Here is a 17,536-nt window from a genome sequence, read left to right as displayed (position 1 = left end):
TATGAACTCATACTTTGAAGAAGTGCAGGCTTTACTCACAATTGTGGGAGAACAGGAAAAGCAATCAATTAAGGAATCTGTGAAACATATCTCAAAAGCAGTCATGTCGGATGGGATCATCCATTTATTCGGAAGCGGACACTCCCACATTTTGACCGAAGAGGTATTCTACCGGGCTGGTGGGTTAGCCGCAATTCGTCCAATTTTCGTTGAAGATCTAATGCTTTTTAAAGGAGCTTCAAGATCATCCCAACTTGAACGCCAAAATGACCTATCAGAGAAATTCATGCATGATGAAGATATCCGTCCTGGTGATGTTTGTATTGTCATTTCGTCATCCGGCGTAAATCCCGTTCCGATAGATGTAGCCACTATCGCAAAAGAAAAAGGGGCATTCGTTATTGGACTAACATCACCGGAGTATGCAAAAAGTTGTTCTTCACGGCATAAACAGAAGCATTATCTCCACGATGTCGTTGATTTGGTCATAGACAATCATATTGCCAAAGGTGACACATTACTGAAATCAAATAATATACCTTTTGGTTCCGGATCGACCGTGGTCGGGGCCGTTCTCCTCAATATGGTTTTCACGCAAGTCATCCAAACGATTATTGAATCAGGGGAAACCCCTCCCGTATTCCTAAGCAGTAATATCGAAGGGGCAGATGAACACAATCAAAAGATCATCGCCAAATATAAAACAAGAATCCCCCAATTATGAAATGGAATACATATTTTTTTGTTTCGGAAGTTTATTTCTTACTGTAGGCAAACTCCATCGAGTTGGTCTACAGTTTTTTTGAGAGTTTGGAAGTTGAGCGTTGAATTCCACTGCAGGCACTCGCTTTCCGCAGGCGGTCTGGGGTCCCGGGGAGCCTCCTCGGCGTTTGCGCCTGCCTGCGGTGTCTCCCCTGCACTCGTATTCCCGCAGGAGTCTCGCACCTTCCGTTCCAGTCAACGGAGTTTTAGTAATTAGACAGAACTCCATGGGCCAACAATCTTTCTGCAACTTTTATTGAAACGCTTTTCCATCCCCTCTTAACTAAAAGTTTCATTTAACGAATGAGTGCAGGGCATGTATTTGTTGATTCCACACATTCGTTTCATGCACCAGCAGACCATAACAGATTTGTGTTGTAGACGATAGTAACACCGATTGAGAAAATTGTTAAACCTGAAGCTGTTGAAGATGCAGCTTACAAAACCAGTACGCCTGATTATCTGTATGATGGAACTTATGATTGTCATTCTTCCCCCACCGGGCGAGCTTTTAAATCCATTTCCCATTTTATAATCATTCAAAAAGGGTTTCGGAATTGGAGCATTCCGAAACCCTTTTGTCTACAGTCTGGAGGCATCCGAATGGAGGCCTTCTTTATTTTATATTCCCTTTTATTCCTTATTTTTTAAAAACGGCCACCAATTCGCGTTTCCAAACGTTGCAACCATCACTGGAATAAACAATGGCAAGATGACAAACGCATATAAAGCAAGCCCCACCAATATTAATGTGGCTATCTCCAAGAGCGATAAAACGCCTGCTGGCATCATGGCAGCAAAGGTTCCGCCCAGAATGACAGCCGCCGAGATGATCACTGTTCCCATTTTTCTCATGGACAGCAACATCGCTTCCTTGACCGGCTTATCTTTCCACTCGTTAAAGCGATCCATCAAGAAAATGCTATAGTCAATGCCAAGAGCAATCAAGATGACGAAGGCAAAGAAAGGAACTGCCCAGCCGATGCCGGCATACCCGAGAATATTTACAAAAATCAACTCTGTAATGGCTGCCGCTGTATAATAAGTCAAAACGAGCGACACAATCAAATAGACAGGCATGATCAAGGATCGCAGCATGAAAAAGAGAATGATTGCAATACCTGACAGCATCAAAACGACCGTCCTTGAGAAATCCTTCCCAGACATCATGCCCAAGTCATGATGTGTACTTGTGATTCCCCCTATCGCCACCTGCGCGTTTTCAAGCTTTGTATCTTTCGTTACTCTTTCAACGGTTGCCTCAATCGAATCAATTTGCTCGATTGCATCATTGGAATAAGGATTCGCCTTGAATACCACATCCATGGTCATGGTTTTACCATCTTCAGATAAATACGCATTCAATGCTTCCCCGAATTCTTCGCTTTCCACTACTTCTTTGGGAATGTACATGCCTGTTACCGTTTTATCCGTTTTTGCCAGCCCTGATAAATAACCCTGTGCGGACGATAGTCCATCATGGACTTCATTCAGACCATCCGCACTTTCATTTAAGCCCTCAGTCAAATCAGTAAGCTGCCCGCCCAGGCTTGAAAAACCATTTAGGAGTTCTTGCTGCCCATTACTTAAGCTAGTAAGGCCTCCTTTAAATCCTGACAGATTATTTATGACTTCCCCCTGACCATTAGCCATGGTGCTTAGACCCTTTTGTAAATTGTCAACGCCTGAAATCAATTGGTTCAGGCCCTCCCCAAGAGAATTTTGACCCTTTACGATTTCTTCCATATTTTCATTCGCCGTATTCAAACCGCCGGACACTGAACCAAGATTCCTATTGAGCTCTGAAAGGCCTGCTGCCATGGGCTCCAAGCCACCCTGTGCCCCATGCACTGTTTGCTTGATCGTTTGATAGGACTGATCAGCCTGTAATTCTGGATGAGTGGCTTCCATTTGCTCAAAAGAAGGATTTAAACCGGCAAGGCTTTGTGATACACCCGTAAGGTTAGTTTGGATTTCTTTATATTGACCTGTGAGCTCACTTAACCCATTAGCTGATTGTTTATAGCCTTCGAGAAGCTGTCCGCTTCCGGTGGCGAGCTTATCCAAGTTTGCCTTGACCTCATTCAATCCGTTTTTTATGTCCCCGGTTCCTGAAGACCCATCACGAATGCCTGCTTCAATGCTTGTTAACGCCTTCTCCACCTGACCTACGCCGCTCTTTAATTCATTGGTCCCGGATATGAGTCCCCCTATTCCGTCCGTCGCTTGCTTCAATCGCGGTCCTGAATCGGAAAGCTCACTGCCTGCCGTTTTCAATCCATCGCTGATTTGTTTAATCCCTTCATTTCCTTCCCCGATTCCCTTTTCCAAGGTTTCGGCCTGGTTCGCTACAAATAAATCCTTAATCGGTTCACCTGTCGGGCGGGTCATGGATCGAACTACATCGACTTCATCCACCTTGACTACTTCCTGGCTGATTTTTTCAGCAAGTGCGACGTACTCTTCCGAATCCATGCGTTCGTCATTCTTTATGACAATCTGTGTTGGCATCGATTGTCCCGGTCCGAATTCATCGGAAATGATATTAAATGCCATGATGGAAGGAACATCATCCCCCGCTTCTTCAAGTGAGTTATATGAAATCTTCCCATCATACATAAACAAAAAAGGAACACAGACGATTGCAACAATCAGCAGCGCCAACAATGGGCGGTACAAGGAGAAGTTACCGAGAATTCCCCATAGTTTACTTTCACTATGCTCAAGTTTCCCTTTTGCCGGCCAGAATAGCTTTTTGCCAAGAACCGCCATGAAAAATGGAACGATCGTATAAAGGGCGATCATTAAAATGAAGACCCCTATGGCAACAGCCGCCGCAGATTGATAGAGCTTAAAAGTAGAAAAACCGATTGCCGCAAAACCAATCATTACGGTCAGCCCACTGAAGAAGATAGTCTTACCGGCAGTTCGGTACGTCTCAACGATCGCTTCAGGCAAGGACTCCTGTGACGATAGCTCCTCCTTGAAACGACTAAGCAGCAGGATGCAATAATCAGTCCCGATCCCAAATAAAATACCTACCAGGAATATTTGGGTGTAAGACGAAATCGGAAAGTCCCATTTATCCACCAGGAATGAGACGATGGATTGTGAGCATAAATAAGTGAAACCTACCGTTACCAACGGAATGATCGGTGCCACCACTGAACGGAAGACTATCAGCAATACAGCCAGAATGAAGACCACCGTGATGCCTTCAGTTTTCTTCAGCCCCTCTTGGGAATTGGCATTAAGATCTTCATCGATCATCCAGCTGCTTGTATAATAATGCTCGACATCCACTTGTTCCAACTCTTTATAAAGGGCATCGATCACTTCCTTAGCTTCCCGGTCCCCCTTGACCATCGTGATGGATGTCAAAACCGTTGATTCATTCTCCGAGACCAACTGACCTTTTAGCGAGGGCTCTTTAAAATGAGTCATGACCTCTTTAATGCCAAGCTCCGCTTTATTCTTTTCAAGCTTTTGGATCGCTGCCTCGATCTCTTTCAATTCCGGGGAAGTCAGCTTCTTATCACCATGAAATACGAGAGCCACTTGTGACTCATCCTTATCCTGGATCTCTTTCATTAGCTCATTGGCCATCCCAGAGGAATACTCTGCCGGTACATCCAGCTGGCCCTTATTCCGGACAAGCTCCGCCATATTCGGTGCCGCAAACAATAAACCTGCCGTAATGGCAACCCAAGCGATAATGACCAGCCATCTTCCCTTTATGATCCTCCTCATTTATATTCCTCCCATTCCTCATTCTTCATTTGAATGAAAATTTGTGAAAGCTTCTCATATGTATCAAGGAATTTAACAATCTCTTCATAATCGAATTTCGTCATGATGCTCTCTACCAATTTATGAATCTTATTTTCCGTTTCCTTTAACAACGATTCCCCCTCTTTGGAAAGCTTCAAATGGAAGACCCTTCGGTCAACCTGGTCCTGTTCCCGTTCTATCAATCCTTTGCCTTCCAGCCTGTTGATGTTGGACGTGACGGCACTCTTATTAATATAAAAGGCATCACTGATTTCCGTCGATGTACACAACTGCTGTTGTTGAATGAACCGTAAAGTATAGTATTGTTCGTTCGTCAGCACATCACAAATCTGATCTTTTATTAAAAGCTCCCCCATCTTATTGACATAGAAAGAAACCTTCATATATCGATCAATCAATCCAGAAACTTTTTCATTCGTCATCGTTGCACCTCTCAAAAAGTAGTTCAGTCATTTAACTATATGTAGAGTACTATTGTTTTATTTATCATGTCAATCCCATGATAGTTTATTATTTCCAGTTTAACTTATGGTAAATAAGGGAAAACCCAAAATAAGAAAACAATCTACTATTCTAAAGGAGGAAATATAAATGACTCAAACAACTATCGAAACTCAAACGAATAGCAAACTTTTAAAAGGGATTCTAATCGGGGGGCTTGTCGGCGGTGCATTGACCTTGCTCGACTCCAACACGAGAAATAAAGTAAAGCGATCTGCCATCCTTTTAAAAGACAACTCCATGAATATGATTGAACAGGTCAAGGAAAATCCCGGCGAAATGAAGGAACAGATGGTATCAGGAGTCAAAGGGGCAACGGAGACGATTAAAGAGGCAATCAATGACGTTGAAACACTATATGAAACCGTCAATGAAGACGTGGTGGGTAAAGTATCCGAAGTAAAGGATATCTCCACTGATGCCCTTGGTACAGCGAAGGACGCAACAAGTGAATTAAAAGACATCAGTTCAAAAGTGGTCGTTGCCGGTAAACAGCTGAAAGAAACGCCAGCACAATCATTGAAATCAAATAATGATAAAGGTGAAAAAGAGAGTGATGAAATCGTTAAAAAATCAGGATTATCCAATCAAAAATCCATCTCATCCAACTTCTAATATATAAAAAAGCTGAGGCATTATGCCTCAGCTTTTTTTGTAGAGAAAATGGGCCCGGAAAATGTGCGTTTCATCAAATGAAGTTCCCGAACAACCAAAACAACACCTTCAACTAAATAGGGATGGTTTTATCTAAATTTAAAAACAGAGTTGATTGGAGTCAAAGGTACGAGACTCCTGCGGGAAAAGCGCGTCTAAGGGAGACCCCGCAGGCGCATGCCGAGGAGGCTCCACGACCGCCCGCGGAAAGCGAGTGCCTGAAGCGGAAATCAACATCCAAACCGTACAAGCCATAATAAAAGCTGAGGCATTTTGCCTCAGCTTCTTTGTTTCGGAATATCCTTCACTTGATACCTTAGTTAGAGTCCTCCAATTTATTCGTTATATCATGGTCTTTTTTCACTTCGGCTAACCAAACTGGATATTCCTCTTGTAATCTTTCAGAAAGAAGCGTTTCTTTAATTACTTCTTTACTGTCTTCTAAATTAGCTTTTTTTGCTTCCTTCTTACCGGTTACTTTTATGATATGGTACCCATATTCGGTTTTGACTGGATCACTGACTTTATTTATATCAAGATCAAAGGCAACATCTTCAAACTCTTCCACCATATCACCTTTTCCAAAATACCCCAGGCTCCCACCGTTATCCGCCGTTTCAGTATCAGTGGAATATTCAGCTGCCAACTTAGCAAAATCACCGCCTGCCGCAAGTTCTTTCGCAACCTTTTTAGCCGTTTTTTCGTCTTCGACTAAAATATGACTAGCTTCCACTTGTTCCGCTTGAGCAAATGTATCTTTATTATCTTCAAAATACGTACTGATTTCATCGTCCGTTACAGTAATTCTCGGTTCGACCAATTTTTTCGTTTGCAGGTAAACCACGATGTCCTTTTTTAAAGCATCCATTGAAGAACCGCTTGCTTCCAATTGTTCTTTTAACGACTTTTCATCACCATAGGACTCCACCATAACATCGATTTCTTTCTGGATTTCTTCATCCTTAATTTTGATTCCTGCTTTTTCCGCTTCCAATTCCACCAATTTATTCGTAATTAACAGGTCTAAAGTATCTGCTCCGTACCCTGCAACAAGCGCGTCATACAGCTCATCCTCATTGATTTTCTCGCCATCGATACTCGCAATTGTCTTATCCATGGACGAAATCATCGCAAATGCCATGATCCCGGCAATGATTAAAATGCCCCCTGCCCAAATATATGCCTTCGTGCTTTTTAATAGTTTCATGAATAGTCTCCCTTAAGTTTTCTATTATGATAGCTTGTAAATATTAATTAATCCTTAAGACTTTAACTTAACCTTCAATATGTATGAACTCTATCATTATACTAACATACTTATATCTCTGCAGATATTTTAAAGCATTTCATTCTGTTATGGATTTACATTAAATTTTGGATGATTATAACAAAAAACAGTATTATACCGTTATATCATCTTGATATATAGGTAACAGAGTGTAATTCGGCTTTCACTCGTAAGTTTCGAGCAAACGAAAAAGCATGGTGTACGGAGTGAATTCCTACACCATGCTTTATTTATTTTGTTATTTACGATGCATCTTGAATTCAAGGAAGAGTTCATTGTAACGGGCCAAATTTTTCTTCCCAAGGTTTTCGTACACTTCCAGTTTCTTCGTCAGTTCAGGTGATGGATAGAAACGTTCATCCTTAACCACTTCTTCAGGCATATATTTAAGTGCTTCTTTATTAGGTGTCGAGTAACTTACATATTCAGCATTTTGAGCTGCAACTTTCGGGTCCAGCATGAAGTTGATGAACTGGTGGGCCGCATCGACATTTTTCGTTGTTTTCGGGATGACCATATTATCAAACCATAAATTGGACCCCTCTTTTGGAACAACGTATTCGAGATCTTCATTTTCAGCCATGATTTCAGAAGCAACTCCCGACCAAACAAGGCCAATCGCCGCCTCCTGGGCTTCCAATAGCATGCGGCTTTCATCTCCCACTATCGCTTTAATATTCGGGGTGAGGGCATCAAGTTTGGTTTTTGCCTCTTGAAGGTGTTCTTCATCTGTATCATTCAATGAATAATTCAAAGAGTTCAGACCCATACCCATCACTTCTCTAGCGCCATCCGTCAAAAGGATTTCATTTTTTAAATCTTTATCCCATAAATCCGCCCAGGCCGTTATTTTTTTGCCACCGAGCATCTTGGAATTGTAAACAATTCCAACCGTTCCCCAGAAGTACGGGACGGAATATTTATTCTCCGGATCGAATGGCAGATCGATGAATCGCTCATCGATATTTTTCAAATTCGGAAGCTTGGAATGATCCAAGGGAACCAGCAAGTCTTCTTGCCTCATCTTATCGATCATATACTCAGACGGAATGGCAATATCATAAGTGGTACCGCCCTGTTCAATTTTAGTCATCATGGCCTCATTCGAATCGAACGTCTCATAAATGACCTTTATACCTGTTTCTTCTTCAAAACGTTCGATTAGATCCGTATCGATGTAATCGCCCCAATTATAGATGGTAAGCGTATTGCTGCTCGTAAATCCCTGCGCTGAATTCAATCTTGAAATCGCATATAACAGCAAAGCGGATACGAGGGAAATGAGCAAAAACATTTGGAGAAGCCTTTTCATCGTTTCCCCCCCATTCCCGTTTGCCTAACACGTTGAGTTATAAAGTAATAGACGACAACCAACAGCAGTGTCACGACGAACAGCAGTGTCGATAGTGCATTGATATTCAATGAAATTCCACGGCGGGCCAATGAATAGATTTCCACGGAAAGAGTGGAGAAACCATTACCGGTCACAAAGAACGTTACCGCAAAATCATCAAGTGAATAAGTCAATGCCATAAAAAAACCAGCAAAGATACCTGGCAAGATGTATGGAAGGATGACTTTCGTCAATACATCCCACCGGCTTGCCCCTAAATCTCGGGCGGCATCAATTAAAGTAGGGCTCATTTCCTGAAGTTTCGGAAGGACCAGCAGCACAACGATTGGGATACTGAAGGCGACATGTGACAACAGTACCGAGTAGAATCCAAGCTTGATCCCGGCCATTGTGAATAAAATCAGGAAGGAAGCACCGATGATCACATCGGGACTGACAATCAATACATTATTCAATGACAATACCGTATTCTTAGCTTTACTGCTCGTAAAGGAGCGAATTCCAATTGCCCCTATTACCCCGATGATCGTTGCGATCAGTGCAGATAATAAAGCTATCACAAGTGTATTCAATACAATGATCAACAGCCTCGTATCTTGGAACAGCTCCTTGTACCACTCCATCGTGAACCCTTTAAAGTCATACATCGTTCCACCGCTGTTAAAAGAGTAAAAGACTAAAAAGAAAATCGGTCCATAGAGAATGAGAAAAATCAAAACGAGAAACGCTTTTGATATTGGTGATAATTTATTGCCCAATTTACACACCCTGCTTTCGGTTACCCGTTACAAACATAATCAGGAACATTATAATAATCAAAAATACCGCGATCGTGGAACCCATTCCCCAATCCTGTGTTACAAGGAAATGCTGCTCGATAGCAGTACCAAGCGTAATGACTCGGTTACCGGCAATCAATCTTGTAAGCATGAACAATGAAAGTGCTGGGATGAAGACTACTTGGCATCCCGTCTTTACCCCATCTAACGTCAATGGAAAAATGACACGGCGGAATGTCATCCATCGGGACGCTCCCAAGTCATTGGCCGCATCCAAAAGGGTGGGATTCATTTCATCAAGCGCATTGAATATCGGTAAAATCATAAACGGGATGAAAATATAAACCGAAACGAATATGAAGCTGAAATCCGTAAAGAGAATCTGCTGCTTTCCGATTCCTACCGCCTCAAGAAATCCATTCGCCACACCATACGTGCCAAAAATCCCAATGAAGGCATAAGCCTTCAAAAGTAAATTAATCCAGGAAGGCACGATAATCAGCAAAAGCCACAACTTCTTATGCTTGGTTTTCGTTAACAAATAGGCTGTCGGGTAAGCGACTAAAAGGGATATTCCCGTAATCAGGAATGCATACCAAAATGAGCTTATTGTCATTTTTAAATATACTGGCGTAAAGAACTTTTGATAGTTAATCAATGATAAATTGCCTTCAATGTCAAAGAAGGAATAGTAAAGGATTAACAAAATGGGTGCGATCACGAATAAAGCAATCCATAAGACATAGGGTATGAAGTAAATATTACGGGATATTTTATTCTTCATGACTTTCCCCATCATGATACGCTTCCAGACGCTTATCGAATTCTTCTTCAGTTTCACCCAATCGCATGACATGGATCGACTCCGGTTCGAAATAAAGACCTATTTCATCTCCGACTGCCACTTTTTTCGTTGATTGAACAAGCCATTCATTTCCATCATGGTCATAACAGCTGATTTCATAATGAACACCGCGAAATAGCTGGGAGTCCACCCGAACTTGCAGTTTTCCGCGATCGACGGAAGTAATCTCTAAATCTTCCGGGCGGATGACAATATCGACAGCTTCATTACTGTTCAATCCTTGGTCAACACACTCGAACTGCCTGCCGACGAATTCCACGAGGTAATCTTCAATCATTTTTCCTTTTACAATATTGGACTCACCGATGAAATCGGCAACGAATCGATTCAGCGGTTCATCATAAATATCCGTAGGGGTCCCGCTTTGCTGGATTTTCCCTTTGTTAAGGACAAAAATCTCATCTGACATCGCTAATGCTTCCTCTTGGTCATGAGTGACGAAGATAAACGTGATTCCCAGCCTCTGTTGCAGCTCCCGCAATTCATATTGCATTTCTGTACGCAATTTCAGATCGAGGGCAGATAGCGGTTCATCCAGGAGGATGACTTCAGGTTCATTAACAATAGCCCTCGCAATCGCTACCCGTTGCCGCTGACCGCCGGACATTTCCCTGATCTCCCGTTTTTCATACCCCTCCAAATTAACAAAGCTGAGGGCTTCCTTCACCTTGATTTCCACTTCCGAATTCTTCATTTTTTTGATCCGAAGACCAAATGCTACATTTTCAAACACATTTAAATGCGGAAACAGTGCATAATCTTGAAATACCGTATTCACTTGCCTTTTATTGGCTGGCACATCATTGATCTTTTTCCCTTCAAAGTAAATATCACCTTTGGAAGCTTCCGTAAATCCGGCAATCAAACGTAGGATCGTGGTCTTCCCACATCCGGAAGGACCCAATAGCGTATAGAACTTCCCTCTCTCGATTTCAAAACTAACATTATCGAGAACCACCGTTTCATCATCAAATTGCTTCGTAACCTGATCGAAGCGTATTATATTCCCATTTGCCATAGCTTCTTCCCTCTCTCCATTCCCTTACTCATCAATCTTCAACGATTGCATTTTTTGAATTCTATAAGTATGATTCCGTCACCACGAGTAATAACTCGGACGGACCTTCAAAATCATTGATGATTTGATGTTCATCTGAAGCATGAAAATAAATCGATTCCCCTGCCTTGACGAAATACGTATGTGTCCCTAGCTTTACAATGACTCTTCCGCTTAATACATACCCGAATGTTTCCGACAAGGATGGTTCAAATTGTTTGAACTCCCCTTTTTCATGGAGAGTCAGGCGAATAGGTTCCATTTCCTTTTCATTCGATTCAGGCACGAGCCACTGAATTTGGTATCCCCGTTCTTCATCGATGAAAAATGTTTGTGCTTCTTCTTCATACACTACTTTTTGGACTTGATCCTCATCATCGAAGAACTGTTTCGGCTTGCAGCCGAGTACTTCTAAAATATTGAAAAGAGTTTCAATCGAAGGGGAACTAAGATCCCTTTCCAACTGTGAAATATACCCTTTGCTTAAATCCGTTCTTTCGCCCAATTCTTCCTGGGTCAATCCTTTTTTCAAGCGAAGGTTCTTTATTTTTTTTCCAATTTGCATTCCATAACCCTCAATCGGTTTACTTATAGTAAACACACAGTAGATAAAGTTTTATATAAGTAAACTTTCAGTTTAATTTTACCAATATCATTATACAGGAAATGCCGGAAACTTCAAACGGAATTTCCGGCATTGATAAAAAAAAGGACTGCCGCCTGGCAGTCCCCCTTTTACAACTTCAGACATATCTCTTCCGCTTTCTTTTCCCCATCAGCAATACAATCCGGGATTCCGACTCCATTGTATGAACAGCCCGCAAGTAAAACATTCGGATAATTCTCGGAGATTTTCGCCTCCAGTGATTGAACGATTTGAGGATGTTTAATATGGTAGTTCGGCATATTTTCATGCCATTTCGTCACTTCACTCGTAATTGGATTCCCAGAAATGCTTAGACTGTTCATAATATCGTGTAAAGCCACAGAGATCAATTCCTGTTTTGTAAGGGACTGTAATCGTTCATAGTCCGGACTAGAGCTTTTATAAAAAAGCCTTACCAAAAGCTGACTGTTTTCAGAAGTATGCTCCCATTTCCGGCTTGTCCAGGTGCATGCATTACAGATCAAATCACTATTATCGCCTGCAATGAAACCTGTCCCGTCTTTAGGAAGCATGCTGTCCGGGATATCGAATCCAAGATAAACGCTAATCATCGAACTATTGATCAAGCCGTTGAAATCCTCATCCAACTCCCGATCCCCCAATAATTTCTGGGCAATTGTATGCGGTGTACTCAATACGATAAAGTCCGTTTCCAGCGTTTCACCGTTTGCCAATGTAATGATGTACGCCTCATCATTTCTTCCGATTTTATCTACACTGACCCCTTTTAATATCTCGACCATATCGAGGCTTTTCTCTATTCTTTCTACCAATGTTGATAAGCCATTTTTAAACGAAAGGAACTTCTTATTTCCCTTGCTTTTGTATTTCTGCTTATTTTCCGATAGACCTCGTATTATACTGCCATATTCATTTTTATAATCCAGCATCTCTGGCAGTGTTTTGGCAATGGTCAATTCATTTAATTTTCCTGAGTATACACCTGATAGGACAGGCGATATCTGCTTTTGCACCAATTCCTTGCCTAAGAAACTTTCAAGAAATAATCCGATGGAGTCATTCTTCGTAAATGTCTCATTTTTTGTGTAGAAATCCTTTAAGGCGTCGACCTTACCTTGGGCGGAAACCAAATCACTTTTGGCCAGTGACTCCAGGCTCATTGGTATTCCGAATAGGGCATCTTCGGGGATTCCCTTCAACATCCCATCTGTATGAATGAATGATTTTCCCGTCGCATTATAGACGACTTGGTCCTCCAGGTTCAATTCTTTAAGAAATGGCTGTATATTCTGTTTCCTGGCGACGATCGAATCGGCACCCGCTTCAATTTTAAAAGGACCATCGTGCACAGTCCTTATTTTACCGCCTAGTTCCTCATTTCCTTCTATTAATATTAATCGTACGGAGAGACTCCTCGCTTTAACTGTCTTTTGTAAATAATACATGGTTGATAAACCGGTAATGCCTCCACCTACAACTACGACTGTTTTCATTAGGACTACACCTCGATTAAGATTTTGCAATAAGTAAAGTGTACCATAAGGCAGCGGCATTATTAAAAGCAGCCCTTCTAAAATCTTCGGTTACATAACGAAACCTGTAACAAATTGGACAAAAAAGACTTCCCCTTTTGGAAAAGTCCATTAGCCAATTTCATTTGTTATTCCTCCCTTATTCGATATCCTTGTTCCCCATATCCAATCTATATTCCATTATCTCCATCAACCCGCTTCTGCCTTCCTTCTGAATGCCTGTATCCTGAAACCCCGATTTCGCATAAAGCGTTTTTGCGTTCACGTTCATGAAGTCCACTGCCAGAATGATTGAATCCTTGTTTGGAAAAATCCCTTTTGCGAATTCCGGAAGGATTTGCAAGGCTTTCTTTCCAATCCCTTTTCCCTGATGTTTTTGATCAACAAGGAATCCCCGGAGTAAAATCGCTTTTTTATCGCTGGTGAAAGGGTCGGTGTTTTCGCCAATGTGTAAAACGAAAAAGCCAACTGGGATACCATCGGCCAATATTACGAAAGGGTGCCTGTCGCAATCTTCCCGGCAATATTTTAGTGACTCTTCCGGCAGAGCTGAAAAAGGAGTTTGTGTATTCGGTAAATAAAACTGGGAAAGCTGGTGAAGGTGTTCCGGTATATAAGGCGTTAAAGTTATGGTCTCGATTTCCTTTTCCATTAAGCACACTCTCTTTCATCAATTATTGAATACAATAATGATTCGATGCCCTGTCCGATATTCCCTTCACAAACCGTAAGGAGCACTGCCGAATATATCGACAGTGCTCCTTCTGTATAATCAATGTGTATTTTCATTGATAGTGAGTGCTTCCCGTAAATTGATTTGCTGGCGGAGTATGTTGGCAACATCACGGGAGATTTGTCGTTTTTCAAACATATCCTGCACTTCGTCCCGTTCTGCCTGGATCGCTTTATAGAACAGCTCCCTTTCATACTCAACCATTTTACTCGGGGTACTGCCTCTGTTCTCACGTTTGCATTTTAAAATCAACACTTTATACTCGTCTATGATCATCGAGGATGTCTTATGATTATCGGCTGTAATTCCGGCCTGTATCTCTTGGATGGCGGCTTTATACATCCTGATTTTAAGATCCCTGACCTTTTCCAATCTCTTAAGATTGATTTTTCTTATTTCACTTTTATTAGGGAAAAATAATTTTAAAACCCTCAGCATACTTCTCCTGAACAGCGTTACTGACCTAAAAAAACGGAACTTCAGTCGATTTGTTACGGCACCTTCCATACGCTGGATATATTCCTTGCATATATACGCCGTCTCCCGGTCCACTTTTTCATCCTTAATGAGTTTATCCAGGAATCTTTGCTCTGCTTCAAGGGCCTTGAAGCGAAGATCCTTCTCTTCTTCCCTTAATGCGGCCGGTTCTTTCTCCTGTTCTACATAGGACAGTTCATTGATCTTGGTACAATACCTGGAAATGATCGACAAAGCCGCTTCTCGGTTTTCATCTGTCATTTGGGACTCAATCACCCGTATAGCGGCTTGATGTGAGTGGATGGCAGCAGCTTTCGTTCTGTCAGCCTGCTTATCCACCACTTCCTCTTCTTCCGACCGTGCCACGATTGGCAGAAATACACTCGCAACAATCAGTGTCAGCAATATGACACCTGCTGCAATGAAAATGATTAATGAACGCTCAGGAAAAGGACTTCCATCTGCCAACACATATGGAATCGAGAACGAACCCGCTAACGTTACAGCTCCGCGAACTCCGGAAATGGTAATTATCCCGGCCGCTTTGAAGTCCGGTTTTTGGGCTCCCGCTTTTTTCGTCATCCAGCCAATCGACCAGGCAGCCGTAAGCCAAATGAATCGTAAAGCGAAAAGGAAAAGTGTAATGATCACGATATAAAGGATCACTTGTCCATTATTGAAGGCTGGATCTTGAAAGATCGTTTTCGCAACGCTTGGGATTTGCAAGCCAAGCAAAACGAATACAAGACCATTCAATACATATAAAATGACGGACCATGTACTCTTTGAAACGACTTGAAGTTCCACTGTTGGTGAAATTTCCCGATCTCGTTCAATGGCATGGACAATTCCCCCAGCCACGACTGCCAAAATCCCAGAAAGGTGGAAATGTTCCACAGCGAGGAAAATAATAAAAGGAGTCAGGATTTGGATAAGCATATGCATCGTGACATCTTCCATCCCTAAACGGCGAAGAAATACACGAAGCCTGATAATGATGAAAGCTAGTATGGCTCCACCAACAAACCCACCAATTGCAATCCATATGAAACTGAAGGTTGCGTCGACTAAGGAGAAAACACCAGTGACTGTAGCTGCAACGGCAAACTTAAAGGCGACTAAACCTGAGGCATCATTCATCAGCCCTTCGCCTTCGAGAAGGTGCATGATGCTCTTAGGCAATTTGACCCGACTCGCCAAAGCGCTTACTGCCACTACATCCGTAGGTGACAAAATGGCCGCCAAAGCGAATGCTGCCGGCAATGGTATCGAAGGGATCATCCAATTAATTAAATACCCGCCTGCCCAAACCGTTATGAATACGAGGCCCAGTGCAAGCATCAGAATGGGTGCTCTCAACTTCCATAGTGCTGTTCGGGGTACATTTTTGCCATCATTGAACAATAGGGGTGCGATGAATAATAGCAAAAATAATTCCGTCTCCATCTCAACATGCATACCCAGGGGTAAAAGTGCCAATATGACACCAAGTGCTATTTGTATTAATGGTACAGGTATAAAGGGTATAAAATGGTTAATTACATTAGACACTCCTATCAATATAAGAAGGGCTAATATAACAAGAAAAAACTCCATACGAACATCAAACTTCCTCTCTCATCTATAATCATAAATATAAGCGTAACATATTTATACCCAGTCAATCATGCATTAACTATTCTAACCTGGAATCCTTCTGAATAATGATACCTTTTATCAAAAGCGAAGAAGCTTACGTTGTGTACGATGAACACCCGCAAAGAAAAAAGCTGATTGGCTAAACCATGATCAGCTTTTCCAACATGATGAATGAAATGGGAACTAATCGAATCATTTAGTTCCCGGGACGAATAGACGAAGATGTTTATGCAGTACATTTGCCTGGAAAGGAAGAAGAATGCCTTCATCGCCATCGATATTGACTGCAAGTTCCTCTGACGTGGTTAAATGGAGCTTGGATGTTTTAATATATTCGACTTCGTCATTCCCCATGATCTCCCCCCTGATCAAACTGGGAATGATCTTGACGATGAGAGGAAGAGATAAATCCTTAATGATGAATGTGTGCAGCTTTCCATCATTCACTTCCGCCTCTGGTGCAAGTTGTTCAAAACCGCCGACGGAGTTAGTCATGGTTGCAATTAGTAAATGAGCCTCCCCCATCCACTTCCCGTGATCATGTTCAACCGTTAAAGGAAACGGAGTCTTTTTAATGATCGCTTTTGCTCCTTCAATGAAATAGGCAAAAGACCCAAGACGGGTTTTTTGTTCAACGGAAACATTATAGGTGGCCTCCGCGATTGCCCCTACCGCCAACACATTCATGAAGTAACGTTCATTGACCTTTCCTATGTCCGATTCCTTAATATGCATATCCTTCAAGGTCTCGATGGCTACATTGGGATTCAGTGGTATTCCCAAAGACCTGGCGAAATCATTGATGGTTCCTAGTGGAATGATACCGAAGATAGGCCGATGCTGCTGCTCGCCCAAGCCATTCACTATCTCGTTCACCGTTCCATCACCACCCATGGAAATGACAGCATCGAATCTTTCTGCACAGGCCTCCTTTGCAAAACCCGTCGCATCGCCCTCTCCTTCCGTTTTACGAACGCATACCTCATCAAAAAGTTCCCCTAGTGCCTTTTCTGCTTTCGGCAAAATCTTCCCTGCCTTTTCCTTGCCTGAAGATGGATTGACGATAATCATCGCTTTCGACATATGCTACCTCCCATTATTGTACTTCTACTAGCAAGTTACCTCTTTACTGAAGTATTAAAACCATCCAGACAGGAACTTACATATAAATCGCTGCCGTTTGGATATTGCTGACATTTTAGAACAAGTTCTTTTATGTTACATCGACTGTGAGGCATTCAATGATCACCCAACCTCCTGTTTCCCATCTGTTATATTAATGCCCCACTCAACACATTGAAAATTGTTTGTCCGTTTCACTCCCTGATTGTTTTTTCGTTTTATAAAAAGCATTATTTCTTTCATTTCCTACTTGCCGTGGAGAAAAATAAAAAAATATACAGATGATAAATCCCATTCCAATAGGGTTTTCACACTATGGGTGAAAAAAATTTCAAATTTTCTGTAAAATACCTA

General features: G+C 42.0%; 14 protein-coding genes. 2 read left to right on the top strand and 12 right to left on the bottom strand.

What is annotated here, in order from left to right; genetic code table 11:
• Position 1 precedes the first annotated feature (1 nt).
• On the top strand, positions 2 to 724 hold the full coding sequence (locus NYE65_RS13785; protein ID WP_034304861.1) for an SIS domain-containing protein: 723 nt from the start codon (positions 2 to 4) through the stop codon (positions 722 to 724).
• 671 nt (positions 725 to 1,395) lie between these two features.
• On the opposite strand, the gene NYE65_RS13780 is transcribed toward NYE65_RS13785, so the two are convergent.
• On the bottom strand, positions 1,396 to 4,512 hold the full coding sequence (locus NYE65_RS13780) for an MMPL family transporter (protein WP_340861067.1): 3,117 nt from the start codon (positions 4,510 to 4,512) through the stop codon (positions 1,396 to 1,398).
• Positions 4,509 to 4,976: a MarR family winged helix-turn-helix transcriptional regulator gene (locus NYE65_RS13775; protein ID WP_340861066.1), complete on the bottom strand. Its 468-nt coding sequence runs from the start codon at positions 4,974 to 4,976 to the stop codon at positions 4,509 to 4,511. The genes NYE65_RS13780 and NYE65_RS13775 overlap by 4 nt, the downstream gene beginning before the upstream one ends.
• Positions 4,977 to 5,145: 169 nt before the next feature.
• Between NYE65_RS13775 and NYE65_RS13770 the strand changes: the two genes are divergently transcribed.
• Positions 5,146 to 5,670 carry a hypothetical protein gene (locus tag NYE65_RS13770; protein ID WP_057276337.1) on the top strand — a complete coding sequence of 175 codons (525 nt, stop codon included), beginning with the start codon at positions 5,146 to 5,148 and terminating at the stop codon, positions 5,668 to 5,670.
• A gap of 355 nt (positions 5,671 to 6,025) precedes the next feature.
• Here NYE65_RS13770 and NYE65_RS13765 read toward each other — a convergent pair whose 3' ends face one another.
• The 10 genes from NYE65_RS13765 to NYE65_RS13720 all read right to left on the bottom strand — a co-directional run bounded on the left by NYE65_RS13765 (position 6,026) and on the right by NYE65_RS13720 (position 17,143).
• Positions 6,026 to 6,916 (bottom strand): peptidylprolyl isomerase, encoded by an 891-nt coding sequence (locus tag NYE65_RS13765; RefSeq protein WP_340861065.1) that lies wholly within the window; start codon positions 6,914 to 6,916, stop codon positions 6,026 to 6,028.
• A 319-nt stretch (positions 6,917 to 7,235) separates the two neighbouring features.
• Entirely contained in the window at positions 7,236 to 8,309 is a 1,074-nt protein-coding gene (locus NYE65_RS13760) for an ABC transporter substrate-binding protein (RefSeq protein WP_328177931.1), read from the bottom strand.
• The gene (locus NYE65_RS13755) at positions 8,306 to 9,109 is read right to left on the bottom strand and encodes an ABC transporter permease (RefSeq protein ID WP_340861064.1); all 804 of its coding nucleotides are present in this window, start codon (positions 9,107 to 9,109) and stop codon (positions 8,306 to 8,308) included. Before NYE65_RS13755 ends, NYE65_RS13760 begins: the two co-directional genes overlap by 4 nt.
• A gap of 1 nt (position 9,110) precedes the next feature.
• Positions 9,111 to 9,914, bottom strand: a complete 804-nt coding sequence (locus NYE65_RS13750) for an ABC transporter permease (protein WP_340861063.1) — start codon at positions 9,912 to 9,914, stop codon at positions 9,111 to 9,113.
• Positions 9,904 to 11,013 (bottom strand): ABC transporter ATP-binding protein, encoded by a 1,110-nt coding sequence (locus NYE65_RS13745; protein ID WP_034304875.1) that lies wholly within the window; start codon positions 11,011 to 11,013, stop codon positions 9,904 to 9,906. Before NYE65_RS13745 ends, NYE65_RS13750 begins: the two co-directional genes overlap by 11 nt.
• Positions 11,014 to 11,074: 61 nt before the next feature.
• Positions 11,075 to 11,617 (bottom strand): helix-turn-helix domain-containing protein, encoded by a 543-nt coding sequence (locus tag NYE65_RS13740; protein WP_328177929.1) that lies wholly within the window; start codon positions 11,615 to 11,617, stop codon positions 11,075 to 11,077.
• Positions 11,618 to 11,787: 170 nt separating this feature from the next.
• On the bottom strand, positions 11,788 to 13,173 hold the full coding sequence (locus NYE65_RS13735; RefSeq protein ID WP_340861062.1) for a protoporphyrinogen oxidase: 1,386 nt from the start codon (positions 13,171 to 13,173) through the stop codon (positions 11,788 to 11,790).
• 178 nt (positions 13,174 to 13,351) lie between these two features.
• Complete coding sequence (locus tag NYE65_RS13730; protein ID WP_057276340.1) at positions 13,352 to 13,864, bottom strand: GNAT family N-acetyltransferase; 513 nt, start codon at positions 13,862 to 13,864, stop codon at positions 13,352 to 13,354.
• 120 nt (positions 13,865 to 13,984) lie between these two features.
• Complete coding sequence (locus tag NYE65_RS13725) at positions 13,985 to 16,018, bottom strand: Na+/H+ antiporter (protein WP_098185300.1); 2,034 nt, start codon at positions 16,016 to 16,018, stop codon at positions 13,985 to 13,987.
• A 234-nt stretch (positions 16,019 to 16,252) separates the two neighbouring features.
• Positions 16,253 to 17,143, bottom strand: a complete 891-nt coding sequence (locus tag NYE65_RS13720) for a diacylglycerol/lipid kinase family protein (RefSeq protein ID WP_340861061.1) — start codon at positions 17,141 to 17,143, stop codon at positions 16,253 to 16,255.
• Between the last annotated feature and the right edge of the window lie 393 nt (positions 17,144 to 17,536).

This window comes from Peribacillus sp. FSL R5-0717, from assembly GCF_038002945.1.
In the GTDB taxonomy this organism is placed as follows: domain Bacteria; phylum Bacillota; class Bacilli; order Bacillales; family DSM-1321; genus Peribacillus; species Peribacillus frigoritolerans.
This window is presented reverse-complemented; position numbering and strand designations above follow the sequence as displayed.

Bases quoted from the DNA above. Each gene is read 5' to 3' on its own strand.
- NYE65_RS13785 (WP_034304861.1), top strand. From the start codon at position 2: ATGAACTCATACTTTGAAGAAGTGCAGGCTTTACTCACAATTGTGGGA.
- NYE65_RS13780 (WP_340861067.1), bottom strand. From the start codon at position 4,512: ATGAGGAGGATCATAAAGGGAAGATGGCTGGTCATTATCGCTTGGGTT.
- NYE65_RS13775 (WP_340861066.1), bottom strand. From the start codon at position 4,976: ATGACGAATGAAAAAGTTTCTGGATTGATTGATCGATATATGAAGGTT.
- NYE65_RS13770 (WP_057276337.1), top strand. From the start codon at position 5,146: ATGACTCAAACAACTATCGAAACTCAAACGAATAGCAAACTTTTAAAA.
- NYE65_RS13765 (WP_340861065.1), bottom strand. From the start codon at position 6,916: ATGAAACTATTAAAAAGCACGAAGGCATATATTTGGGCAGGGGGCATT.
- NYE65_RS13760 (WP_328177931.1), bottom strand. From the start codon at position 8,309: ATGAAAAGGCTTCTCCAAATGTTTTTGCTCATTTCCCTCGTATCCGCT.
- NYE65_RS13750 (WP_340861063.1), bottom strand. From the start codon at position 9,914: ATGAAGAATAAAATATCCCGTAATATTTACTTCATACCCTATGTCTTA.
- NYE65_RS13745 (WP_034304875.1), bottom strand. From the start codon at position 11,013: ATGGCAAATGGGAATATAATACGCTTCGATCAGGTTACGAAGCAATTT.
- NYE65_RS13740 (WP_328177929.1), bottom strand. From the start codon at position 11,617: ATGCAAATTGGAAAAAAAATAAAGAACCTTCGCTTGAAAAAAGGATTG.
- NYE65_RS13735 (WP_340861062.1), bottom strand. From the start codon at position 13,173: ATGAAAACAGTCGTAGTTGTAGGTGGAGGCATTACCGGTTTATCAACC.
- NYE65_RS13730 (WP_057276340.1), bottom strand. From the start codon at position 13,864: ATGGAAAAGGAAATCGAGACCATAACTTTAACGCCTTATATACCGGAA.
- NYE65_RS13725 (WP_098185300.1), bottom strand. From the start codon at position 16,018: ATGGAGTTTTTTCTTGTTATATTAGCCCTTCTTATATTGATAGGAGTG.
- NYE65_RS13720 (WP_340861061.1), bottom strand. From the start codon at position 17,143: ATGTCGAAAGCGATGATTATCGTCAATCCATCTTCAGGCAAGGAAAAG.